This window comes from Methylocaldum sp. 14B (assembly GCF_002005105.1).
Classification (GTDB): Bacteria; Pseudomonadota; Gammaproteobacteria; order Methylococcales; family Methylococcaceae; genus Methylocaldum.
In genome coordinates this window covers 246380-269443 of sequence record NZ_MSCV01000001.1, presented here as the reverse complement: position 1 = coordinate 269443, position 23064 = coordinate 246380, and the positions used below count along the sequence as shown (strand labels likewise).

Annotated in this window: 22 protein-coding genes; all 22 read left to right on the top strand. The window is 57.9% G+C overall.

Annotation, left to right across the window (positions count from 1 at the left end; all coding sequences use genetic code 11):
• Nucleotides 1–2: 2 nt before the first annotated feature.
• The 22 genes from B2A78_RS01340 to B2A78_RS01235 all read left to right on the top strand — a co-directional run bounded on the left by B2A78_RS01340 (nt 3) and on the right by B2A78_RS01235 (nt 23035).
• Entirely contained in the window at nt 3–665 is a 663-nt protein-coding gene (locus tag B2A78_RS01340) for a MotA/TolQ/ExbB proton channel family protein (protein WP_077728085.1), read from the top strand.
• Between the two features lie 2 nt (nt 666–667).
• Nucleotides 668–1075, top strand: coding sequence for a biopolymer transporter ExbD (locus tag B2A78_RS01335; RefSeq protein ID WP_077728084.1), 408 nt, complete (start codon nt 668–670; stop codon nt 1073–1075).
• A 118-nt stretch (nt 1076–1193) separates the two neighbouring features.
• Nucleotides 1194–2204 (top strand): KpsF/GutQ family sugar-phosphate isomerase, encoded by a 1011-nt coding sequence (locus B2A78_RS01330; protein WP_077728132.1) that lies wholly within the window; start codon nt 1194–1196, stop codon nt 2202–2204.
• Nucleotides 2204–2740 (top strand): 3-deoxy-manno-octulosonate-8-phosphatase KdsC, encoded by a 537-nt coding sequence (gene kdsC / locus B2A78_RS01325; protein WP_077728083.1) that lies wholly within the window; start codon nt 2204–2206, stop codon nt 2738–2740. The genes B2A78_RS01330 and kdsC overlap by 1 nt, the downstream gene beginning before the upstream one ends.
• On the top strand, nt 2740–3315 hold the full coding sequence (gene lptC / locus B2A78_RS01320; RefSeq protein ID WP_077728082.1) for an LPS export ABC transporter periplasmic protein LptC: 576 nt from the start codon (nt 2740–2742) through the stop codon (nt 3313–3315). The genes kdsC and lptC overlap by 1 nt, the downstream gene beginning before the upstream one ends.
• Nucleotides 3302–4003 (top strand): lipopolysaccharide transport periplasmic protein LptA, encoded by a 702-nt coding sequence (gene lptA, locus B2A78_RS01315; protein WP_240502362.1) that lies wholly within the window; start codon nt 3302–3304, stop codon nt 4001–4003. Before lptC ends, lptA begins: the two co-directional genes overlap by 14 nt.
• 3 nt (nt 4004–4006) lie before the next feature.
• Nucleotides 4007–4732, top strand: coding sequence for an LPS export ABC transporter ATP-binding protein (gene lptB, locus B2A78_RS01310; RefSeq protein ID WP_077728081.1), 726 nt, complete (start codon nt 4007–4009; stop codon nt 4730–4732).
• Between the two features lie 92 nt (nt 4733–4824).
• Entirely contained in the window at nt 4825–6288 is a 1464-nt protein-coding gene (locus B2A78_RS01305; protein WP_077728080.1) for an RNA polymerase factor sigma-54, read from the top strand.
• Between the two features lie 30 nt (nt 6289–6318).
• Entirely contained in the window at nt 6319–6606 is a 288-nt protein-coding gene (gene raiA, locus B2A78_RS01300; RefSeq protein WP_077728079.1) for a ribosome-associated translation inhibitor RaiA, read from the top strand.
• A gap of 60 nt (nt 6607–6666) precedes the next feature.
• Nucleotides 6667–7524 (top strand): RNase adapter RapZ, encoded by an 858-nt coding sequence (gene rapZ / locus B2A78_RS01295; RefSeq protein ID WP_077728078.1) that lies wholly within the window; start codon nt 6667–6669, stop codon nt 7522–7524.
• A gap of 93 nt (nt 7525–7617) precedes the next feature.
• The gene (locus B2A78_RS01290) at nt 7618–8847 is read left to right on the top strand and encodes an ABC transporter substrate-binding protein (protein WP_077728077.1); all 1230 of its coding nucleotides are present in this window, start codon (nt 7618–7620) and stop codon (nt 8845–8847) included.
• Between the two features lie 40 nt (nt 8848–8887).
• A complete protein-coding gene (locus B2A78_RS01285; RefSeq protein WP_077728076.1) occupies nt 8888–9853 on the top strand; it encodes a PQQ-dependent catabolism-associated beta-propeller protein in 966 nt (321 codons plus the stop codon).
• Between the two features lie 3 nt (nt 9854–9856).
• Nucleotides 9857–10600, top strand: a complete 744-nt coding sequence (locus B2A78_RS01280; RefSeq protein ID WP_077728075.1) for an ABC transporter ATP-binding protein — start codon at nt 9857–9859, stop codon at nt 10598–10600.
• Nucleotides 10597–11406, top strand: a complete 810-nt coding sequence (locus B2A78_RS01275) for an ABC transporter permease (RefSeq protein ID WP_077728074.1) — start codon at nt 10597–10599, stop codon at nt 11404–11406. The genes B2A78_RS01280 and B2A78_RS01275 overlap by 4 nt, the downstream gene beginning before the upstream one ends.
• Nucleotides 11403–12473, top strand: coding sequence for a dTDP-glucose 4,6-dehydratase (gene rfbB, locus B2A78_RS01270; protein WP_077728073.1), 1071 nt, complete (start codon nt 11403–11405; stop codon nt 12471–12473). Before B2A78_RS01275 ends, rfbB begins: the two co-directional genes overlap by 4 nt.
• A 50-nt stretch (nt 12474–12523) precedes the next feature.
• Nucleotides 12524–13417 (top strand): glucose-1-phosphate thymidylyltransferase RfbA, encoded by an 894-nt coding sequence (gene rfbA, locus B2A78_RS01265; protein WP_240502361.1) that lies wholly within the window; start codon nt 12524–12526, stop codon nt 13415–13417.
• The gene (gene rfbC / locus B2A78_RS01260) at nt 13414–13971 is read left to right on the top strand and encodes a dTDP-4-dehydrorhamnose 3,5-epimerase (protein ID WP_077728072.1); all 558 of its coding nucleotides are present in this window, start codon (nt 13414–13416) and stop codon (nt 13969–13971) included. Before rfbA ends, rfbC begins: the two co-directional genes overlap by 4 nt.
• A complete protein-coding gene (gene rfbD / locus B2A78_RS01255; RefSeq protein ID WP_077728071.1) occupies nt 13968–14888 on the top strand; it encodes a dTDP-4-dehydrorhamnose reductase in 921 nt (306 codons plus the stop codon). Before rfbC ends, rfbD begins: the two co-directional genes overlap by 4 nt.
• 339 nt (nt 14889–15227) lie before the next feature.
• Nucleotides 15228–18746, top strand: a complete 3519-nt coding sequence (gene dnaE, locus B2A78_RS01250; protein ID WP_077728129.1) for a DNA polymerase III subunit alpha — start codon at nt 15228–15230, stop codon at nt 18744–18746.
• Complete coding sequence (locus B2A78_RS01245) at nt 18743–20107, top strand: TolC family outer membrane protein (RefSeq protein WP_077728070.1); 1365 nt, start codon at nt 18743–18745, stop codon at nt 20105–20107. Before dnaE ends, B2A78_RS01245 begins: the two co-directional genes overlap by 4 nt.
• 112 nt (nt 20108–20219) lie before the next feature.
• Complete coding sequence (gene ftsH / locus B2A78_RS01240) at nt 20220–22193, top strand: ATP-dependent zinc metalloprotease FtsH (protein WP_077728069.1); 1974 nt, start codon at nt 20220–20222, stop codon at nt 22191–22193.
• Between the two features lie 323 nt (nt 22194–22516).
• Nucleotides 22517–23035, top strand: a complete 519-nt coding sequence (locus tag B2A78_RS01235; RefSeq protein ID WP_077728068.1) for a nuclear transport factor 2 family protein — start codon at nt 22517–22519, stop codon at nt 23033–23035.
• Nucleotides 23036–23064 lie beyond the last annotated feature (29 nt).

Here is a 23064-nt window from a genome sequence, read left to right as displayed (position 1 = left end):
GCATGATTCAGATCTCTTCTACCGATATCGTTCAGATCACCTTAGGGGTGCTGATCGGATTTTCCGTCATTACTTGGAGCATCATCTTTTTCAAGAGCTGGACGCTCTGGAATATCGGCCAGCGAAATCGCGGCTACAGCAAAGACTTCTGGGCGGCGCCGGATCTCGCCACTGCCTCGGGTCTGGAACATTCGGCGAGTGCCTTGGGCCGCATCGCAGGAGCAGGATTCGGCGTTCTCAAGGACATGCGCAGCAAAACCTCGCGCATGCTCGAGTGGAGCGGCGACATCGAGTCGATTCTGGAACGGTCCCTGCGCCAACAGATCAGCCGAGAACGCAAGGATCTGGAACAAGGGCTGTCCATGTTGGCCAGCATCGGCAGCACGTCGCCCTTCGTCGGGCTGTTCGGCACGGTATGGGGCATCATGCACGCTTTGCAGGACATCGGCGAGGCCAAATCGGCCAGCCTGGATGTGGTCGCCGGCCCGATCGGCGAAGCACTGGTCGCCACGGCGATCGGCATCGCAGCGGCCATTCCGGCGGTATTGGCTTACAATTTCTTTTTGAGACGCATCAAGCTATGCGAAGCGGACCTCGAATATTTTGCCACCGATTTCCTTAATCTCGCCGTGAAGACAGGCCTTAAAGCCGACGGGAGCGAGTAACCATGGGATTCAAAACCGATTCGTCTTCCGATCGGGAGGCCATGAGCGAAATCAACGTGACGCCGCTGGTCGACGTCATGCTGGTATTGCTGGTCGTGTTCATCGTCACCGCACCGCTGCTGACCCAGGCGGTGAAAGTCGATTTGCCGAAGACCGAAAAAACCGACCCCGCCCCCGACAAGCACCTCGCCACCATCGCCATCGACGCCCAGGGTCAGATCACCTTGAACGATCAGCCGCAACCGCTGGAAGCCATGGAGCAGCTTCTGCGCGATCTGCAACAGGCCGATCCGGAACTGATCGTGCAGTTCCAGGCCGACACCGCCGTTCCCTACGGTCGGGTCGCGGAAGCCATGGCCGTCGCTCACAAGGCAGGCATTACCAAGCTCGCGTTTGTCACCCGGGAGTGACCGCTTTTGCGGCACCAAATGCCTCCATTCCCATCGCGAATATCCAGGCTCTTGGAAAACCCGAAATCGGTATGCAATATTCATGGCATAATTGCTTCATTTTGAGCAGTTCACACGCATGACGTCGAGCTTACAGCGCACCACACTCGCCACGACCTACGATGAAGACAGCCTGTGCCGGGCCGGACTCAAGGTCGTACGGACCGAGGCCGAGGCGGTAGCCGCCTTGATGGGGCGCATCGACGGTCATTTCGCGGCGGCCTGCAAACTCATACTGGCCTGCAAGGGCCGGATCGCGGTGACCGGAATGGGAAAATCCGGCCACATCGGCGGCAAGATCGCCGCCACTTTGGCGAGTACCGGTACGCCTGCCTTCTTCGTGCACCCCGGAGAAGCCAGCCATGGCGATTTCGGCATGATCACGGCGCACGATGTCGTTCTGGCCTTGTCGAATTCGGGGGAAACCCCCGAGATTTTGGCCATCTTGCACCTGATCAAACGACTCGACGTTCCTTTGATCGGCATGACGGGCAACCCCAAATCCACGCTGGCCAGGCAATCGCTGGTGCATATCGACACATCCGTAAAGGAAGAAGCCTGCCCGCTCGGTCTGGCCCCCACATCGAGCACGACCGCGACGCTGGCGATGGGAGATGCTTTGGCCGTCGCATTGTTGGAAGCGCGAGGATTCACCCGGGAGGATTTTGCATTCGCGCATCCGGGAGGGAGTCTCGGACGGCGACTGTTAACCCGGGTGCAGGACGTCATGCACACCGGCCCGGAAATTCCGGCGGTGCCGGAAACGGCCCTGGTACGCGACGCGGTTCTGGAAATGACGGCGAAAAAGCTCGGAATGACCGCTATCGTCGATAGCGACTATCGAGTGCTCGGAATTTTTACCGACGGCGACCTCCGGCGATTGTTCGAAAAGGCCGGCGATATTCACACCACGCCGATCAATGAAGCCATGACACAATATTGCACCAAAGTTTCGGCCGAACTGTTAGCCGCGGAATCGGTACGCATCATGGAGGAAAAGCGGATCAGCGCTCTCTTGGTCGTCGACGAGGAGAACAGGCTGATCGGCGCACTCAATATGCACGATTTGCTGAGAGCCGGGGTGGTTTGATGCCCGAGCATGCGCCTCAAGACGTGCTGGCTCGCGCGGCCGGCATCCGCCTGGTCATTTTCGATGTGGACGGCGTTCTGACCGACGGCCGGCTTTTTTTCGACCAGCAAGGCCAGGAATACAAAAGCTTTCATGCCCGCGACGGTCATGGCATCAAGTTGCTTCAGGGGACGGGCGTAGCGACGGCAGTGATTTCCGGTCGGCGTTCGCAGTCGGTGGCGCTGCGCATGGAGAGCCTCGGCATTCGTCATGTCTATCAGGGGTACCAAGACAAACTGGACGCGTTCGAGCATCTTCGCAATGAGCTGGCGCTGGCTCCCGATGAAATCGCCCATGTCGGCGACGATCTCCTGGATCTGCCGATCATGCGCCGAGTCGGACTGGCGGTGGCGGTAGCGGACGCCCACTTCAGCATTCGACAGCATGCCCACTGGGTTACGCCCAGTCCCGGCGGAGCGGGCGCCGCACGGGAAGTCTGCGATCTCGTTATGAAAGCCCAAGGCACCTTGCAAGGCGTTATCGAGAGTCATTTCTGATGAGCATTTTTGCTCTGAGATCGCTGGTAACCTATCTGGGATTGGCCACCCTGGCATTGTTTACCTGGTGGCTTGCCGGCGTTTTTATGCCGGCCGAAGAATCTGCCGGACCGAGAACCCACGGAACGATCGATTATTATTCAAAAAACCTGAGTCGTACGCTGATGGACGAAAACGGCAAACCGAAGCAACTGCTGTTTGCCGTAAACCTTACCCATTATGTGGATCAAGACCGTACCGAATTGGTACAGCCGGTTCTGACGCTCTACGGAAAAGACGGACCGCCGTGGGTCATTCATTCCGATAACGCCCTCATGCCGGGCGAAAGCGATACCATATTTTTGAACGGAAACGTCCTTATTCTGCGCGAGCGGGACGAAAACGGCCGTACGCTGAAAATCGTCACCCAGAACGCCAGAGTCCAACCGGACAACAACTACGCCGAAACCGACGAGTTCATACAGGTACTGAGTCCGCCGGACGAACTGACCGGCAATGGCGCACGAGTTCACTTCGGCGATGATTTAAAAGTCACGATTCTTTCCAATGTACGAAGAAAGCATGAATTCCCCTAAGAGCCGCGGCTGCAACTCGGTAGATCCGAGCGACAGCCCCGGATGCGAGACCTACCGTTTTTATCCAATCGCAAACGGCGTCTTCGGGAAGGGGCTGGCCGGCGCTCCCGGCCAGGCCGTTTGCGATTGGAGCACCGGAATGACCCTTCCAATACGTATTCAGCAAGCGTTCCCTGAAAGGATCGTCGGTTTTATTTCAACCCTGCTGATCGCCTTATGGTTTTTATTCGCCGCTGAGAACACGTTCGCATTGGACAGCGACTCGAAGCAGCCGATTTATATCGAAGCCAACACGGCGACTTACGATGAAAAGACCGGCCAAACCGTATACACCGGTGATGTGAAAGCCACTCAAGGCAGCCTCGATGTTCAAGGCGACCAAATGACCGTTTATCAGAAAGGCGGCCAGACCGAGAAAATTATCGTTACCGGAAATCCCACCCGGCTGAAACAAACCCCGGAAGGCGGCAAGGAAGACATTCACGGGACCTCGCAACGTGCCGATTATTTTCCGGATACCGGAATACTGATCCTCTACGACAAGGCATTGGTCTGGCAGGGACAGAATTCGACCGCCAGCGACATCATCGAGTACGACACCAAAAACGGTTTATTCAAGGCCGGCAGCCCCACCACCGGCAGCAAACGCGTACATGTAAAAATGCAGCCGAAAGAGAAATCCGAATAAGCGATGGCGATTCTAGTTGCTACCGATCTACTCAAACGCTACAACAAGCGCAATGTCGTCAACGGTGTCTCGCTGCAAATCCACAGCGGAGAAGTCGTAGGCTTGCTGGGGCCCAACGGGGCCGGAAAAACCACCAGTTTTTACATGATCGTGGGGGTAATACGTCCGGATAGCGGTACAATCTACCTCGACGAACACAACATCACGAATCTCCCCATGCATGCCAGGGCGCAACTCGGCGTAGGCTATCTGCCGCAGGAGCCTTCGATCTTCCGGAAGTTGACCGTAGCCGACAATTTGCGGGCGGTATTGGAATTGCGCAAAGGATTGACCAACGGACAGCGAGAACTGGTGATCGAGGAGCTTCTCGAGGAATTCAGTATCGGCCATCTGCGCAACCAGCCCGCCCTGGGACTCTCGGGCGGAGAGCGCCGAAGAGTGGAAATCGCGCGGGCCCTGGCCTGCGAGCCGCAGTTCATGCTGTTGGACGAACCGTTCGCGGGGGTCGATCCGATCTCGATCATCGACATCCAAAAGATCATCGAGCACCTGAGAGACCGCGGCATCGGTATTCTCATTACCGAACATAACGTGCGCGAGACGCTCGGAATATGCAACCGCGCCTATATCCTCAGCGGAGGCGTCGTGATCGCAGAAGGCACGGCGCAAGACATAGTACAAAACAAGGAAGTACGCCAAGTTTATCTGGGCGAACATTTTTCCCTTTAGACAGTCCCTTTCATGGTTAGTACCTGTGCACTAGAATGGTTCTGATTTTTCACTCTCACACTGCCAACGCGCATTTCTGGACGTAAAGCTTCATGAAGCAAACTCTGCAACTCCGGTTGGGTCAGCAGCTGACCATGACCCCCCAATTGCAACAGGCTATCAAGCTGCTGCAGTTGTCAAGCCTGGATTTACAGCAGGAAATACAACAGGCGCTGGACTCAAACATGATGCTCGAAGTGGCGGAAGACGAAGGCAGCCACGGGGAGTTTCATGACTCGGTAGAAACCCCTGCCCCGTCCAGCGAGCCGGAATTCAAGGAGTTGTCGAATCTCGACGCCCAAACCGATATCCCCCAGGAATTACCGGTCGATACCTCATGGGACGAGGTGTACGACAGTTTTCAGAGCTACTCCGTCGCGGCCTCAGATTCGGACAGCGACGATTTCATTTTTCAGCGGGCGCCGGCCCAGTCCTTGCAGGATTACCTGCACTGGCAGATGGAGCTGACGACGTTCAGCGAACAGGATTACGCCATCGCCACGGCGATTATCGACGCTATCGATGACGACGGCTATCTGACGGTCAGCGTGGAAGACATCCATCAGGGCCTCGTCAATCAAATCAACGGCTTGGAGATCGAGGAAGTGACGGCCGTTCTGCATCGGGTTCAGAATTTCGATCCGCCCGGAGTGGCCGCGCCGGACCTCGCGAATTGCCTGGCGATCCAATTGAATCAGCTGCCCGATGACACTCCGTGGAAAAAGGAGGCGTTCACGCTGGTGACCCGGCATCTGGAGCTCCTGGCCAAGAAAGATCTGGCCAAGCTCAGACGCACGCTGGAGCTGTCCGAAGAGGATCTGAACCACGTGGTGGCTTTGATCCGTACTTTGGAACCCAAACCCGGCCGCAAGATCTCTGCCTCGGAATCTCAGTACGTGATTCCCGATGTGTTCGTGGTCAAGCAGGGAAACGATTGGATCGTCGCTCTCAACCCCGAAATTTCGCCCAAGCTGCGCGTCAATCCGTTTTATTCGGGCATGATCAAGCGCGCCGACAACAGCGCGGACAACGTCACCATGAAGAACCATCTGCAGGAAGCGCGCTGGTTCATCAAAAGTCTGCAAAGCCGGAACGACACCCTGCTGAAAGTGGCTCGCTGCATCGTCGAACGCCAGAAAGACTTTTTGGAATACGGCGAGACGGCCATGAAACCGCTCGTTTTGCGAGACATCGCCGAAGAAGTGGGAATGCACGAATCCACCATTTCCAGGGTTACAACGCAGAAATATATCCACACGCCGAATGGCGTCTTCGAATTCAAGTACTTCTTCTCCAGTCATGTCTCGACGAATGCCGGCGGAGAATGTTCGGCAACCGCCATCAAAGCATATTTGAAAGAAATCATCGAAGGCGAAGATCCGCTGAAGCCTCTGAGCGACCACACGATCGCAGCCATGCTGAAGGGACGGGGCATCAACGTGGCGCGCCGCACCATCGCCAAATATAGGGAAGCCATGGCTATTCCGCCGTCCAACGAAAGAAAACGTGTTTTTTGATAACAATCATCCAAAACTAGGGAGATCATCATGCAAATCAGCATCACCGGCCATCACATCGACGTAACCGAAGCCCTGAGAAATTACGTCATGGAAAAAATGCAGCGGATCGAACGTCATTTCGACAAGATCGTAAATGTGCACGTGGTGCTCGAAGTGCAAAAACTGGCTCAAAAAGCGGAAGCGACGGTGCAAGTCAACGGCGCCAGCTTGTTCGCTCAGGAGGAAAGCGAGGATCTGTATGCCGCCATCGACGGCATGGTCGACAAGCTCGATCGACAAGTCGTCAAACATAAAGAAAAAGTTCAAGAGCACTGATCACTCGCCCCACAGCACATTCGTTTTTTCGGCTGATATAGGCGTGAGCAAAACGTCGCCATGAAACTCGTCATCGTCAGCGGTTTATCCGGGTCGGGCAAGAGTATCGCGCTGGAAACTCTAGAGGATTCCGGTTACTACTGCATCGATAACCTGCCGGTCTCGCTGTTCGAATCTTTTATACGGCAAGCCGTGATCAGCAACCCGGGAGCGTTCCGGAAAACCGCGATCAGCATCGATGCCCGAAATCAGAGCGCGAGTCTGGACCAGTTTCCCCTGACTTTGGAACTGGCCGACAGGTTCGGGATAGAGTGTCAGATTCTCTTTCTACAGGCGGAGACCGACACTCTACTCAAGCGTTTCAGCGAGACCCGCCGCAAGCATCCGTTAACCGATTCGGCTCGTCCGCTCAGCGAAGCGATCGAACTGGAGCGTAAGCTGCTGGAACCGGTCGCGAGTCGCGCCCATCTCCTTGTAGACACCACTTACACCAACATACATCAGTTGCGTGAACTGATAAGAGGCCGTCTCGGAGCGAAGCAGGAGCATTCGATGTCCTTGTATTTCCTGTCTTTCGGCTACAAGAACGGCATTCCGCTCGACGCGGACTTCGTGTTCGATGCGCGCTGTCTACCCAACCCGCATTGGGAACCCAGCCTGCGCAGCAAGACCGGTAAAGACGCGGAAGTGATCGAGTTTCTCGCAAACATTACCGAGGTTCAAAGCTACCTGGACGACGTCGTCGCCCTATTGCAACGCTGGATACCCCGGTTCGCGGACGAAGACCGCAGCTATCTGACCGCTGCCATCGGATGCACCGGCGGACAGCATCGTTCGGTCTATCTGGTGGAAGCGCTGGCAGAGCGCTTCCGTTCGGATACGTACGATATTCTTGTTCGGCATAGGGACTTGAATTAGCCCCGACGCCGGACCGCACGGACATCGGGTCTGGCGTTTTTCCGGGCCACAGCCGGTTTCGTTATAATTCCCACGGTCGAACGGTGCGGAATCATGCTTTCAATTTCAAAAACACTACCGCTTATTTTTCTCAGCTTCCTTCTGGCGGCCTTCACGCCGGCCTACGGAGCCAAGAAAACGGCGCCGGCGCCGAAATCCCAACCCAAGGCAAGCGCCGAAGCGAAGCTCGATCAACTGCCCATCGCTTATCTCGCGCAGGACCCTCAAAGCCCGCCGGTCCTGCCTTTTTTCGAGCAGGCGGTCACCGACCGAGGGGTACAGGGCGCACGTCTCGGCATTCAGGACAACAATACCACCGGCCGCTTCACCCGCCAGAATTTCAGCTTGCGTGAAAGCATCGTGCCGCCGGACGGCGATGTTGCCGCGGCATTCAAAGCCCTGCTGGCAGACGGCCATAGACACATCCTCCTCAACCTGGAGTCCACAAAGATCCGCGAACTGGCGGCTTTGCCCGAATCGAAAAATGTTTTGCTATACGATATCGCCACCCGGGACGATGAATTCCGCGGCGAAGCCTGCCGCCCCAACGTACTCCACCTTTTGCCCAGCCGAGCGATGCGCGCCGATGCCTTGGGGCAATACCTGACGAAGAAGCGCTGGAACAAGTGGTTCCTGGCTGCCGGACCCAACGACGGCGACAAGCTTTACGCCGAAGCGGTTAAACGCGCTGCCAAGCGTTTCGGAGCGAAAATCGTTGCGGAAAGGACCTGGCAACACAGCTTCGACGAACGCCGCACGCCGGAATCCGAGGTACCGGTTTTCACCCAGGGCGTCGAATATGACATTCTCATCGTCGCCGACGAATCGGGTTTATTCGGTGATTTTCTTCCTTATCGCACCTGGCAGCCTCGCCCCGTCGCCGGCACTCAAGGGCTGGTGGCGACCGCTTGGCACCGGACGCACGAGGCATGGGGCGCGCTGCAATTGCAGAACCGTTTCCGCGATCAAGCCGGCCGCTGGATGACCGAGGAAGATTACGGTGCCTGGCTGGCGGTTCGGGCCATCGGTGAATCGGCCACGCGCACCAAATCGGTCGATTTCGACAAGGTGAAAACCTTTATGCTCGGAGAAGAATTCGCCCTGGCCGGATTCAAGGGCGTGCCCTTGTCGTTCCGACGCTGGAACGGCCAATTGCGGCAACCGGTGCTGATCGCTTCCGAACGGTCGATGGTAGCCGTCGCTCCGGTGGAAGGCTTTCTCCATCCCAAGAACGAATTGGATACCCTGGGTTACGATGAACCCGAGTCGAAGTGCCGCTTCTAAGCCGCGCAATAAATCCCAGTCTTACCAGAGGAAACAATCGATGAAAAAACTGATGATGTCGGCCCTTTTGCTGGGAGGAATGGCCTCGAGCTCCGCTTTCGGCGAAACGGTCTTCGTCACCTTGGAAAAAGACAATGCTCTGGCCGTGGTCGATGCCGCGCAAGGGAAACTCATAAAAACCGTCAAGATCGGGAAACGCCCCCGGGGCATCGTGCTGAGCAAGGATCAACGCCAGCTCTACGTCGCGGCCAGCGACGATAACACCATTCAGGTCATCGATACGGAAAGCTTGAAAGTGGTCGGCAAACTGCCTTCGGGGGAAGATCCGGAAACTTTCGCGAGGGACCCCGAAGGCCGGTTCCTGTACGTCTCCAACGAAGACGACAATCAGGTGACCGTGATCGAGATCGCCTCCAAGAAGGCCGTCAAAACCGTTCCGGTCGGGGTTGAACCGGAAGGCATCGCGGTCAGCCCGGACGGGAAATGGGTGGTCAGCACCAGCGAAACCACCAATATGGCCCACTGGATCGACCGCAGTAGTCTCGACATCGTGGACAACACGCTGGTCGATCCGCGTCCACGCGCCTGCGCATTCACCGACGACAGCCGGCAGCTCTGGGTCACTTCGGAAATTGCCGGCACCTTGACCGTATTCGATGTCGACACCAAACAGCCGGTCAAAAAGATCGGCTTCAAGATTCCCGGCGTCACTCAGGAGAAAATCCAGCCGGTCGGCATTCGTATCGATAAGGATCGACGTTACGGGTACGTGGCCTTGGGGCCGGCGAACCGGGTCGCCGTCATCGACGCGCAAAAGCTGGAAGTCGTCGACTATCTCCTGGTCGGTCAGCGGGTTTGGAACCTCGAATTTTCGCCGGATCAATCCCGGCTCTATACCACCAACGGCGTGAGCAACGACATTTCGATCATTGATCTCAAACAGCACAAGGTTCTGAAGTCCGTCGCCGTGGGCCATTACCCATGGGGGCTCGTCGTTAAACCTTGAACCATGACTCTTAATGCCACACCTGCCCTGACCGTGGCGGGACTTTCCTATGCCTACGGCAAAAAGAAGGCGCTTGACCGCGTGAGCTTTGCCGTTGCGCCCGGTGAATGCACCATTTTGCTGGGCCCCAACGGCGCCGGCAAGACCACGCTGTTTTCCCTGATCACAAGGCTGTACGACAGTCGCGAAGGACGAATCCTTATTGCGGGACACGATGTCAGGAAAGAATTCAGCCGAGCCCTGGCGCAACTGGGCGTCGTTTTTCAGCAAACGACCCTGGATCTCGATCTGACCGTGCTGCAAAACCTTCACTATCACGCTTCGCTGCACGGTCTGAGCCGCCGCCGCGCCGACGCGCGCATCCGGGAAGAACTGGAGCGTCAAGGTATGTTCGAGCGGCGGAAAGAGAAGGTTAGGCAGCTCAACGGCGGCCACCGGCGCAGGGTCGAAATCGCGCGGGCCTTGTTGCATGAGCCCCGGCTACTGCTTTTGGACGAACCCACGGTCGGCCTGGATGTTCCGAGCCGTAAGGCCATCGTCGACTACGTGCATCGGCTGTGTTCCGATAGCGGCATCGCCGTGCTCTGGGCCACTCATCTGATCGACGAGATCTACGAAAACGATCGTCTGGTCGTATTGCACAAGGGAGCCGTTAGGGCCGACGGTTCTATCCCGGAGGTATTGAAAACCACCGGCGCTGAAACCGTGGGCGACGCGTTCCACAGGCTGACGCGGGAGGCCGCATGAGGCTCATGCACTACCTCCGCGCCTTGCGCGGCATCATGGCGCGGGAACTGCTGCGCTTCGTGCACCAGCGCGAACGCTTCGTCTCGGCCCTGGTGCGCCCCCTGGTCTGGCTGTTCATCTTCGCTGCCGGTTTCCGCTCGACTTTGGGCGTCGCGATCATTCCGCCCTATGAAACGTATATTCTGTACGAGGTCTACATCACGCCGGGACTGCTCGGGATGATTCTGCTGTTCAACGGCATGCAGAGTTCTCTCTCCATGGTTTACGACCGCGAGATGGGCAGCATGAAAACCCTCTTGGTGTGTCCCTTGCCCCGCTGGTATTTGCTGATAGACAAGCTCCTGGCCGGCGTTCTGGTCGCGGTATTGCAGGCGTACACCTTTCTCCTCATCGCCTGGTTTTACGACATCCAAGCTCCCTTGGAAGGCTATCTGAGCGTGTTGCCGGCGCTGGTCCTCTCCGGTTTGATGCTGGGCGCGCTCGGCCTGCTGCTGTCTTCTTTCGTCAAGCAGCTTGAGAATTTCGCCGGCGTCATGAACTTCGTGATTTTTCCGATGTTCTTCCTGTCCACCGCGCTCTATCCGCTGTGGAAAATCCAGGAATCCAGCGAACTCCTCTACACTCTCGCCTCGTACAACCCATTCTCCCAAGCCGTGGAACTCATCCGTTTCGCGCTCTACGGTCAGTTCAATCTTTACGCTTGTATCTACACATCCGTGGCGCTGATTGTTTTTCTGATCATCGCCATCATCGGATACAATCCCTCACGAGGAATGATGCAACGTAAGGGTGGACCAGCCGCATGACACAATCGAAAACAATATTGGTAACCGGAGGTGCCGGATTCATCGGGGGAAATTTCGTGCTTCGCCAAATGCGCCGGGCGAATCTTCAAGTCGTCAACCTGGATGCCCTGACCTATGCGGGCAATCTGGATACGCTGGAAAGCATCAAGGACAACCCTGCCCACGTCTTTGTCTTGGGCTCCATCGGCGACCGCAGCCTGGTGGATTATCTACTGGAACGCTATCAGCCGGACGCCATCGTCAATTTCGCCGCGGAAAGCCACGTGGACCGCTCGATCGACTCGCCGGAACCTTTTATTCAGACCAATATTCTCGGCACATTCCAATTGCTGGAAGCGGCGCGCCGTTATTGGCGGTCGCTTTCTCCCAAGGCGCACAAAGCGTTTCGCTTCCTCCACGTCTCCACCGACGAGGTCTACGGAACGCTGGGATCCGAGGGGTTCTTCACCGAGGAAAACCCTTACCGACCAAACTCGCCCTACTCGGCTTCGAAGGCCTCGTCGGACCATCTGGTCAGAGCCTACTTCCACACTTATGGAATGCCGACTCTAACCACCAACTGCTCCAACAACTACGGACCATACCAATTCCCGGAAAAGCTGATTCCGCTGATGATCCACAATGCCATGAACGGCAAGCCGCTGCCGGTCTACGGGACCGGTGCCAACGTGCGCGACTGGCTTTACGTCGAGGACCATTGCCGGGCCGTCGAACGAGTCCTTGAGGATGGCAAAGCGGGCGAGGTCTACAATATCGGCGGCAACAACGAAAAAACCAACCTGGAAGTCGTCGAGACCATCTGCAGCTTGCTCGATGAATTGTTGCCTAATTCCAAATACCGTCCGCACCGCGAACTGATCACTTTCGTTACGGACCGCCCCGGCCACGATCTCCGCTACGCGATCGATGCCGGCAAGATACGCCGGGATCTGGGATGGGAACCGGCCGAAACCTTCGAGACCGGACTCCGCAAGACCGTGGAGTGGTATCTGGAAAACCAGAACTGGTGCCAGCGGGTCATGGACGGCAGTTACCGGGGAGAACGCCTGGGAATCGAAAAGTCCTGAGTGCAGCGGTCTGCCGGCGACAACAAACAGCATGCAAGGGGGGAATATCTTTGAAGTCCGATAACTTGAAGGGGATTATTCTGGCCGGGGGCTCGGGCACTCGCCTGCATCCGTTGACCTATGTCGTCAGCAAACAGCTACTGCCGGTTTACGACAAACCGATGATCTATTATCCCCTGTCGGTGCAAATGCTGGCGGGCATACGGGACATACTGATCATCACTACTCCCCAGGACGCGCCTTTATTCCAAAGTCTATTGGGCGACGGCGAGCAATGGGGCATGTCTATCCGTTATGCCGTGCAGCCGAAACCCGAAGGACTCGCCCAAGCCTTCATCATCGGACGGGAGTTTGTCGGCAAGGATCGTTCCTGCCTGATCCTGGGCGACAACATTTTCTACGGCCATGGCCTCCAGACTTATCTGGAAAAAGCGGTTGCCCGCGAAACCGGTGCTACGGTTTTCGGTTATTGGGTCAAGGACCCCGAACGCTACGGCGTCGCAGAGTTCGATGAGAGTGGCCGCGTGGTGAATCTCGTGGAAAAACCCAAGCGCCCCAAATCCAATTACGCCATCACCGGTCTTTACTTTTACGACAACCAGGTGGTCGACATGGCGGCCGACCTGAAACCCTCGGCCCGCGGCGAGCTCGAAATCACCGACATCAACAACCTGTATCTGGAGCAAGGACGGCTTCAGGTCGAAAAACTCGGCCGCGGCGTGGCGTGGCTCGACACCGGAACGCACGACTCGCTGCTGCAAGCTTCCAATTTCATTCAAACCATAGAAGAACGCCAAGGCCTGAAAATCTGCTGCCCGGAGGAAATTGCCTGGAGCCAGGGCTGGATCAGCGGCGGCGATCTGGAAAAGCACGCCATGAAGCTGAACAAGAGCGGCTATGGAGAATACCTGATCAGACTTCTAGAACTGGGCCGCCCCGCATGAATATAGAATCCACTCCATTGCCGGGCGTGTTGCTGATCAAGCCCGACGTCTTCGGCGATGCCCGCGGCTTCTTTCTGGAAACCTGGAATCGGCGGCGCTATCGGGACGCCGGTTTGGACCGGGAGTTCGTTCAAGACAACGTATCGCTGTCGCGCAAAGGCATTCTGCGCGGTCTGCACTTCCAGAATCCCACCCCGCAGGGCAAGCTCGTGCAGGCCTTGCAAGGCGAGGTATTCGACGTGGCGGTCGACATCCGCACCGGCTCGCCGACTTTCGGCCAGTGGTTCGGTGCGCTCCTTTCGGAAGAAAACCACCATCAGCTTTATGTGCCGGAAGGTTTCGCCCATGGGTTCTGCGTGCTGAGCGAGACTGCGCTTTTTTCCTACAAGTGCACCGATTTTTATAATCCGAGCGCGGAATACAGCCTCCGCTGGGACGATCCGGATCTGGGCATCACTTGGCCGATCGACAATCCCGTTTTGTCGGCGAAGGACCAATCCGCCCGGAATTTGAAGGATTTTCCCCGCGAGCTGCTCCCCGTCTGGCAAGCATGAAGATTCTCCTGATCGGACGTGAAGGACAGGTGGCGTGGGAGCTACGCCGGAGTCTCGCCTGCCTGGGAGAAACGATAGCGCTGGATCGCCGGTCGACTCCGGCTTTGGACTTGACCGATCCCGATTCCATCCGCGCGTCGGTGCGGCAAATCCGGCCCGGCTTGATCGTCAATGCGGGTGCCTACACCGCCGTGGACAAAGCGGAACAGGAAAACGATCTCGCCTTCCGGGTCAATGCCTTGGCGCCGGGCATCCTGGCGGAGGAAGCGCTGAACGTCGGCGCCGGCCTGATCCATTATTCCACCGACTATGTTTTCCCGGGCGACGGCGACGACGATGCGCCCTATCGCGAGGACGATCCGGTGGGCCCGCAAAATGCCTACGGCCGAAGCAAACTGGCCGGCGAAGAGGCCATCCGCCAGGTCGGCGTGCCTCACTTCATCCTGCGCACTGCCTGGGTTTACGGACGGCGCGGCCAGAACTTTCTGCTCACGATGCTGAGACTGATGCGGGAACGCGAACTCGTCCGCGTCGTGGACGATCAGTACGGCGCTCCTACCTGGAGCCGTCTCATCGCCGAGGCCACCGCCTTGATGCTTGCCAAGTCCACCGCGAACGGACGGTTCGAGCCGGGCGATCGGCAAGGAATTTATCATCTGAGCTGCGACGGACAGACGAGTTGGCACGGCTTCGCCTGCAATATACGCGACTACTCCCTCGAAAAGGGATTGTTGCCGGAATCCGCCGCCAGGCTCGAACCAATCCCGAGCTCCGAATACCCCACTCCCGCACGGCGTCCGAAATATTCCGTGCTTTCCAATAAAAGGCTCTTCGAGGAATTCGGTCTGGGCTTACCCGATTGGGACCAGGCTCTCCGTTTTTGCCTGGATGAATTTGCATACCGAACAAAGGATTGAATTACCTATCCTCGGCGTTGGCAAACATGCCTGAACCGTTTCTCACGCCTGAATTACTGCGGTTCCGCAAAGTTCGAATCCGGTCCAGTGGCCGCGAAGCCAAATCGAGCCGACTTTGACGCCGATGTTTACCATACGATGGAAGATCGTCTGATGAACGAATGGTCGACACACGTGCGAATAAAATGACAACGCAGCAGTTCGGATGCGCCTGATTGGCGAGAACACGTTCGAGCCTAGAACGTACATTCTCACGAAAACTAGGAGAATGCCGATCACGCACCGCAACAAGTGACGGAAAACGATCTTTTAGACAAACCTGCAAGCTACCCGAACTTCATGACCGAAGCGCTCGATCCCCGTTTCATTCACCTGCGCGTCCACACGGAATACTCACTGGTCGACGGACTGGTCGACGTGAAAGCCCTGGTCAAGCGCACGGCGGCGCTGGGCATGCCGGCGGTGGCCGTGACCGACCAGTCCAATCTGTTCGCCCTGGTCAAGTTCTATAAAGCGGCCTTGGCCGAAGGGGTTAAGCCCATTGCCGGAGCCGATGTGCAGCTATACAACGAAGCCGACCCGGCCTCTCCGCATGCTTTGACGCTGTACGTGCAGAATACCGCGGGATACCGCACCCTCACCGAATTGATTTCCCGCAGCTATCGGGAAAATCAGCATCAAGGCGTGCCCTTGCTGATGCCCGAGTGGCTGGAAGAAAAAAACGAGGGACTCTTGGCGCTCTCCGGCGCCCGCCGAGGCGATATCGGACAGGCTTTGCTGATGGGCAACGTAAGCGAAGCGAAACGCCTGCTCGAACGCTGGCTCGGAATTTTCGACCGGCGCTTTTATCTGGAGCTGCAACGCACCGGACGTCCGGACGAGGAGGAATACATCGAGGGTGCCGTGAGCCTCGCGATCGAGCTCGACGTCCCGGTGGTCGCCACCAACGACGTACGTTTCATCAGCCCGTCGGAATTCGAGGCTCACGAAGCCCGGGTCTGCATCCATCAGGGCCGGGTATTGGACGATCCGCGCCGCCCGCGCGATTACACCGAGCAGCAATATCTCCGCAGTCCCGAGGAAATGGCGCAGTTGTTCGCCGATATCCCCGAAGCCCTGGAAAATACGGTCGAGATCGCCAAGCGCTGCAATCTCGAACTCACTCTGGGCAAGAACTTTCTGCCGCAATTCCCTGTACCCGAGGGCATGAGCACGGCGGAGTTCTTCGCCGAGGAATCGCGCAAAGGATTGAAGGAGCGTCTGGCGGTTCGTCCGCCCACCGGAAAAGGGACTTTGGAAGAACGGCGAACGCGCTACGAGGAGCGGCTGGAGCTGGAAATCTCGGTGATCAACCAGATGGATTTCCCGGGCTACTTCCTGATCGTGGCCGATTTCATCCAGTGGGCCAAGAAAAACGGCATTCCGGTGGGGCCCGGACGCGGTTCCGGCGCGGGCTCGCTGGTGGCCTACGCCCTCAAGATCACCGACCTCGACCCCATCGAATTCGAACTGCTGTTCGAGCGCTTTCTTAACCCCGAGCGCGTGTCCATGCCCGACTTCGACGTGGATTTCTGCATGGAGCGCCGCGACGAGGTGATCGATTACGTAGCCCGGAAATACGGGCGCGACCGGGTGTCCCAGATCATCACCTACGGCAGCATGGCGGCCAAGGCCGTGGTACGCGACGTGGGCCGGGTGCTGGGCCATTCCTACGGTTTCGTGGACAAGATCGCCAAGCTGATTCCGTTCGAACTGGGCATCACCCTGGACAAGGCCCTCACCGACAGCGAAGACCTCAGAAAGCTGTACGAGAGCGACGAGGAAGTCCGAACGCTGATCGACCTCGCCAAGTCGCTCGAAGGCATTACCCGCAACGCCGGCAAGCACGCGGGCGGCGTCGTCATCGCACCGTCCCAGCTGATCGATTTTTCCCCGCTGTACTGCGAACCGGGCGGCGAAAACCTGGTGACCCAGTTCGACAAGGACGACGTGGAAGCGGTGGGTCTGGTCAAGTTCGACTTTCTGGGACTCCGCACTCTCACCATCATCGACTGGGCGCTGGAAACCATCAACAAACAGCGGGCCGAGAAAGACGCGCCGCCGGTGGACATCGCCCAAATTCCCCTGGACGACCCCGACACCTACAAGCTGCTGAAAAGCTGTTCGACAACCGCCGTCTTCCAGCTCGAATCACGCGGCATGAAGGACCTGATCCGGCGCCTGCAACCGGACTGCTTCGAGGACATCATCGCCCTGGTGGCGCTGTTCCGTCCGGGCCCGCTGCAGTCAGGCATGGTCGACGACTACATCAACGTCAAGCACGGCCGCACCAAGGCGGAATTCCCGCATCCAGTCCTAGAGCCGATTCTCAGGCCCACCAACGGCGTCATCGTATACCAGGAACAGGTGATGCAAATCGCCCGCGACATGGCCGGTTACACTCTGGGCGGCGCCGATCTCCTGCGCCGCGCGATGGGTAAGAAAAAACCCGAGGAAATGGCCAAGCAGCGGGAAATTTTCGTCACCGGCTCGGTCGGGCTAGGGGTCGACGAGAATATCGCCGGCTACATCTTCGATCTCATGGAGAAGTTCGCCGGCTACGGCTTCAACAAGTCGCACTCGGCGGCCTACGCGCTGGTGTCCTACCAGACCGCCTGGCTCAAGGCCCATTTTCCGGCTGCCTTCATGGCTGCGGTGCTGTCCTCGGACATGGACAACACCGACAAGGTCGTGGTCCTGATCGAAGAGTGCCGGGAAATGAAATTGGCCGTCCAGCCGCCGGACATCAACCGCTCAGAATACCGCTTCGCGGTGCTCAACGACCGCACCATCCTGTATGGCCTAGGCGCGATCAAAGGAGTTGGCGAAACGGCGATCCGAGATATTCTCGAGGAGCGCAAACGCGGCGGCCCGTTCGAGGATCTGTACGATTTCTGCCGCCGGGTCGATCTGCGCAAGGTCAACCGGCGCGTGATCGAAGCGCTGATCCGCTCCGGCACCCTGGATTCCATCGATTCGAATCGCGCACGCCATATGGCGGAGCTGTCGGACGCGATCAAAGCGGCCGAACAACACGGTACCATGGCCGAAACCGGACAGGACGACTTGTTCGGGCTCGGGGGCCCGGCAGAGGCCGAGGATACGCCGCGCGTCGCAACAGCCGTCGAACCTTGGCCGGAAGACGAGCGCCTGGCTTACGAGAAAATGACGCTAGGGCTCTATCTCACCGGCCATCCGATCGGCCCTTACGAGGCCGAAATCCAGCACTTCGTTACCGGCCGTCTCGGAAAATTGTCGCTCGACAACGAGCGGGGGCCCGGAGGACGCCGGGAAGTGCGCGCCGTAGTCGCGGGGCTCGTCGTGGAGCTTCGCGCCCGGCAGAACAAGAACGGCAAGCGCATGGCCTTCGCCACTCTGGATGACCGAACCGGAAGGCTGGAAGTAGCGGTGTTTTCGGAGGTTTTGGAAAAATACCGGGAGCATTTGGTGAAGGACGCGCTGCTAGTCGTCGAAGGCAATCTGGGTTTCGACGACTATGCCGGCCAACTCCGCCTGACCGCGGAACACCTGTTCACCATGGCGCAGGCGCGCGCGCACTTCGCCAAACATCTCTTCATTCAATGGCCGCCGTCGGGCCCGAACACCGCCCCTTCGGAAGCCCAGTGGGTCAACGAACTCGTCGATCTGCTCGCACCGTTCCGAGGCGGCAGCTGTCCGATTTATATCGAATACCGAGGGAAAGCGGCACAGACGACGATTCAGCTCGGGGAAGCATGGCGCGTACATCCCGGCGATGAACTGCTCGCGCGTCTTAAAAAGCGTGTCGGAACCGATAAGGTGAAGCTGCATTACCAATGAAAAAAGGCATCTTGCTCGCTCTATTGTTGCTCGTGACGGCAGGCGCGAAGGCGCAGGATCTCTTGCAAATCCTCGAACTCGCGTTGCAACGCGATCCAAGGCTGCGCGAAGTGGAAGCGACCCGCAACGCCGTCCTGGAAGCCAAGCCGCAAAGTGTCGCCCGTCTATTGCCGACTTTGTCGCTGACCGGCGAGCTCAACCGCAACTCCGTGCTGTCGAAGTTCGAGGAGTTTCAGCTCGCCTTCATCGCCGGTGCCCGGAATGTCGGCTTCTGGAACAGTGCGGCCAGCATCAACCTGACTCAGCCGATTTATCATCACGACTATTGGGTCCAGCTGAGCCAGGCGGACAATCAAATCGCCGAGGCGGAAGCCAATTACGCGGCGGAGCAACAAAACCTGATGCTGCGTACCGCGCGTGCCTATTTCGATGTTTTGTTCGCCCAGGACAGCCGCGAATTCGCGCTGGCCGAGCAGCGCGCCATCGAGCGCCAGCTCGAACAAGCCAAGGCACGGTTCGAGGTGGGACTGATCGCCATTACCGACGTGCACGAAGCCCAAGCGGGTTACGACCAGGCCCGGGCTAATGTCATACAGGCCGAAAACCAGGTGGACAACGCGCGGGAAGCGCTCCAGGAAATCATCGGCGAATACGACCTTGCCCTGGCCGAACTCGCCGAAAAGATTCCGTTGAAGGGCCCGGATCCCGAAAACATCGAGAACTGGAGCGACCTGGCCCAGGAAAGCAATCTCAGTATCGTTGCAGCCGAGAACCGCAGCCTGGTGGCGAAAAAAGATATCGATCTTCAGTTCGCCGGCCATCTTCCGTCGATGGATCTGGTCGGCTCGGCGGGATTCACCGATACCAACCGGCCGCGCGGCATACCTACCGAATATCAAGTCATCGGAATGCAAGTCAACGTACCGATGTTCGCGGGCGGCGGCGTCAACTCGCGGGTTCGCCAGGCCCGCCATGAATACGAAGCGGCCCAGGAAAATCTGGACGGCGTACGGCGGTCGGTCAAGCGTCAAGTGAAAGATGCTTACCGTGGTATTCTGTCCGCCATCAGTCAGGTGGAGGCCCTCCAGGCGGCGGTAGTGTCGTCGCAAAGTGCCGTAGAGGCGACCGAAGCCGGGTTGGAAGTCGGCACCCGAACGATGGTCGACGTCCTCGCCGAACAGCGCAATCTGTTTCGGACCAAGCGCGATTATGCGCGGGCGCGCTACGATTACATCATCAACAGTCTGGCGCTCAAACAGGCCGCCGGGACCTTGAACCCAGCGGATCTCGCGATCGTCAATCAGTGGCTGGGTCCGAATTCTCGAGCGGATTCTACGGCACCCGACGAATCCGAGTTCTGACCACGTCAAAAAGAGTCTTTTTTGAGTCAACGCCGCCGGCGGAACCAATCGCACCCCATCGGGTTCGAAACTGTATCCGTCGGCTGTCCCGCGGTTCCATTGGGAGATTCATATGAATAAGAATTCACGAGATTCCTTGTTGGATTCCCTCGGTAAAGGTGTTCAGGAGTTCTGGAAAAAACTGACCGACAACTTGCGAAACGCAGACCTCGACGGGAAACCCGATACGGAAATCAATCCGCGCGCCGGCGATGAGAGCGATTATCAGAGCATGCGGCGACGGCGCATCAATCTCTGGCTTTATCTCCTTCTGATCTTAGCCACCTTGTATTTCTGGCAGGGCTATCAGGAAGTGCGCCAGGACGAAATCCCATATAGCGATTTTCTGAAATACGTGCAGGAACAGCAGGTAGAGGACGTCGTCGTGATGGATCAAGTGATCACCGGGTACCTGAAGCCCGAGGCTCCCGGCGAAGAACGACGCCGTTTCATCACCGTGCCGTTATGGAATCAGGATTTGGCGCAGGCCCTGGAAGAAAAAGGCGTCAAATACACCGTTCGCTACGGCAACAACTGGTTGGGCAACTTCATCTTCAATTGGTTGTTGCCTATCGGCATTCTGTTCGCGCTCTGGACCTGGATGGCGCGCCGCATGACCGGCGGGCGCGGCCTTTTGAACTTCGGCCGCAGCCGGGTTCGCATTCATGCGGAATCGTCGGTCAAGGTCACGTTTCAGGACGTCGCGGGCGCCGAGGAAGCCAAGCAAGAGCTCAAGGAAACCATCGAATTCTTACGCAATCCGGCCCGTATCCAACGACTGGGCGGCCGCATGCCGAAGGGCGTCCTTCTGGTCGGCGCGCCCGGCACGGGCAAGACCTTGCTGGCGCGCGCAGTGGCCGGCGAGGCCGGGGTGCCGTTCTTCAATATCAGCGGTTCCGAGTTCATCGAGATGTTCGTCGGAGTGGGCGCGGCGCGGGTTCGCGACCTCTTCGAACAAGCCCGGCAAAAAGCGCCCTGCATGATCTTCATCGACGAACTCGACGCCATCGGGCGGGCGCGCGGCGGCCCGGTGGTCATGGGCGGTCATGACGAGCGCGAACAGACCTTGAACCAACTGCTCACGGAAATGGACGGCTTCGATCCATCGATCGGGGTGGTGGTCATGGCGGCCACCAACCGCCCGGAAATCCTCGATAGAGCCCTGCTGCGCGCGGGCCGCTTCGACCGGCAGATCGTGGTCGACAAGCCGGGCCTGGACGACCGGGTTGCCATACTCCAGCTGCATACCCGCAATATCAAGTTGGGGCCGGACGTGAATCTCCGGGTCGTAGCCCAACGGACGCCTGGTCTGGTTGGCGCGGATCTCGCCAATATCTGCAACGAAGCCGCCATCATCGCCGTGCGCGAAAACCAGGAAGCGGTCGGCATGAGGCACTTCGAGGCGGCCATTGACCGAATCATCGCCGGCCCCGAGAAAAAGAGCCGTACGCTCAGCGAACCGGAGAAGCGCCGAGTTGCATATCACGAGTCCGGCCACGCACTGGTGGCCGAGGTCGTTCCCACCGGCGAACCGGTACACAAGGTCTCCATCATTCCACGCGGCGCGGCCGCCTTGGGCTTTACCCTACAATTGCCGATCGAGGAAAAATTCCTCGCCACCGAGGACGAACTCCGCGACAAGATCGCCATCCTGCTTGCAGGACGCGCGGCCGAAGAGTTGGTATTCGGCAATATATCCAGCGGCACTCACAACGATCTCGAGAAAGCCAGCGAAATCGCGAGGGCCATGGTTTGCCAATTGGGCATGAGCAAGAAACTCGGCCCGCTCACCTACGGAAAAAGGCAGCAGCTCGCATATCTCAATATCGAAGGAACCGAGGAGCGGAATTTTAGCGAAGAGACCGCGCAGCTAATCGACTCGGAAGTCAGGGAACTGGTCGAGGAGGGGCAGCGCCGGTCGCGGGAAATTCTCACGCAGCGACGCACAACTTTGGATGAAATCGCCAAGATATTGCAGGAACGGGAAGTCGTCAGCGGCGAGGAAATCAAAGAGGTGATCCACAGGATGGAGCGGCGCTCGGCCTGACACTTTCTCACATCCAACGAAGCCACGGGCGGAGATCTATTCTCCGCCTCCTTCGCTTTTCCTGCCATCATGGCCGATAAGCCGATTATCGGCCGCTGTTCCATCTTATCTCGACAAATCGATTCATATCCCGCCAGCGCGCCGCACCGATTTTCCGGCGGCGAGCAAGCGCCTCGATTCGCGTGAATAGTTCACTTCCGGCGGAGATCAAGCCCTCTAGAATCCGAATCGAAGGGAGGTCGCTTGGGAGGCGTCGCATAAGGAATTGGACAAAGCCAGCCTTCAATTTCCCATAGATTTCATTACATCGAAGGACTACAGGAATGACTAACTCATCGCGCTCGAAATTCATCATTTTTCCATTAATAGCCACCGTATGCGGATTCATGCTCGCTTTTGCCGCACCGCAAGCCGTTCGCGCCGATGCCGTCGACGACGAGATCAAAGGGTTGATAATGCAGTTCCATAATGCATCCACGACCGGCGATATCGACTTCATGGAATTCATCACCTCGCGTTCGCCGGATGCCTTGGCCTTGGGCACCGATACCCCCGAGGTCTTCGTCGGCCACGACGCGATCGTAGCCTGGTGGCAAGGCATTTTCGATTTTCTGGCGTCTATCGGTTACGAGAATGGCGGATTGCCGGTGGTTTCGCCGGTCAATCTCCAAGTCGGGCACCGGGGCGCGGTTGCCTGGGCCGCCGAGCAGGCGGTTTGGCACTTCGCGAACGGTGATGTACCGTTCCGCTTGAGCCTGGTGTTCAGGAAAGAACACGGCAACTGGAAAATCATTCAGCAACATTTTTCCATAGGCGTGCCGAATTCCGAGTTACCGATTTGATCGGTCCAAGCAAAAAGCGGGCTGTACAG

Coding starts and splice junctions, on each gene's coding strand:
- raiA (WP_077728079.1), top strand. CDS start 6,319: ATGCAAATCAGCATCACCGGCCATCACATCGACGTAACCGAAGCCCTG.
- B2A78_RS01305 (WP_077728080.1), top strand. CDS start 4,825: ATGAAGCAAACTCTGCAACTCCGGTTGGGTCAGCAGCTGACCATGACC.
- lptA (WP_240502362.1), top strand. CDS start 3,302: ATGAATTCCCCTAAGAGCCGCGGCTGCAACTCGGTAGATCCGAGCGAC.
- rfbD (WP_077728071.1), top strand. CDS start 13,968: ATGAAGATTCTCCTGATCGGACGTGAAGGACAGGTGGCGTGGGAGCTA.
- lptB (WP_077728081.1), top strand. CDS start 4,007: ATGGCGATTCTAGTTGCTACCGATCTACTCAAACGCTACAACAAGCGC.
- B2A78_RS01275 (WP_077728074.1), top strand. CDS start 10,597: ATGAGGCTCATGCACTACCTCCGCGCCTTGCGCGGCATCATGGCGCGG.
- kdsC (WP_077728083.1), top strand. CDS start 2,204: ATGCCCGAGCATGCGCCTCAAGACGTGCTGGCTCGCGCGGCCGGCATC.
- rfbC (WP_077728072.1), top strand. CDS start 13,414: ATGAATATAGAATCCACTCCATTGCCGGGCGTGTTGCTGATCAAGCCC.
- B2A78_RS01235 (WP_077728068.1), top strand. CDS start 22,517: ATGACTAACTCATCGCGCTCGAAATTCATCATTTTTCCATTAATAGCC.
- ftsH (WP_077728069.1), top strand. CDS start 20,220: ATGAATAAGAATTCACGAGATTCCTTGTTGGATTCCCTCGGTAAAGGT.
- dnaE (WP_077728129.1), top strand. CDS start 15,228: ATGACCGAAGCGCTCGATCCCCGTTTCATTCACCTGCGCGTCCACACG.
- B2A78_RS01340 (WP_077728085.1), top strand. CDS start 3: ATGATTCAGATCTCTTCTACCGATATCGTTCAGATCACCTTAGGGGTG.
- lptC (WP_077728082.1), top strand. CDS start 2,740: ATGAGCATTTTTGCTCTGAGATCGCTGGTAACCTATCTGGGATTGGCC.
- B2A78_RS01290 (WP_077728077.1), top strand. CDS start 7,618: ATGCTTTCAATTTCAAAAACACTACCGCTTATTTTTCTCAGCTTCCTT.
- B2A78_RS01285 (WP_077728076.1), top strand. CDS start 8,888: ATGAAAAAACTGATGATGTCGGCCCTTTTGCTGGGAGGAATGGCCTCG.
- B2A78_RS01245 (WP_077728070.1), top strand. CDS start 18,743: ATGAAAAAAGGCATCTTGCTCGCTCTATTGTTGCTCGTGACGGCAGGC.
- B2A78_RS01335 (WP_077728084.1), top strand. CDS start 668: ATGGGATTCAAAACCGATTCGTCTTCCGATCGGGAGGCCATGAGCGAA.
- rapZ (WP_077728078.1), top strand. CDS start 6,667: ATGAAACTCGTCATCGTCAGCGGTTTATCCGGGTCGGGCAAGAGTATC.
- rfbB (WP_077728073.1), top strand. CDS start 11,403: ATGACACAATCGAAAACAATATTGGTAACCGGAGGTGCCGGATTCATC.
- B2A78_RS01330 (WP_077728132.1), top strand. CDS start 1,194: ATGACGTCGAGCTTACAGCGCACCACACTCGCCACGACCTACGATGAA.
- B2A78_RS01280 (WP_077728075.1), top strand. CDS start 9,857: ATGACTCTTAATGCCACACCTGCCCTGACCGTGGCGGGACTTTCCTAT.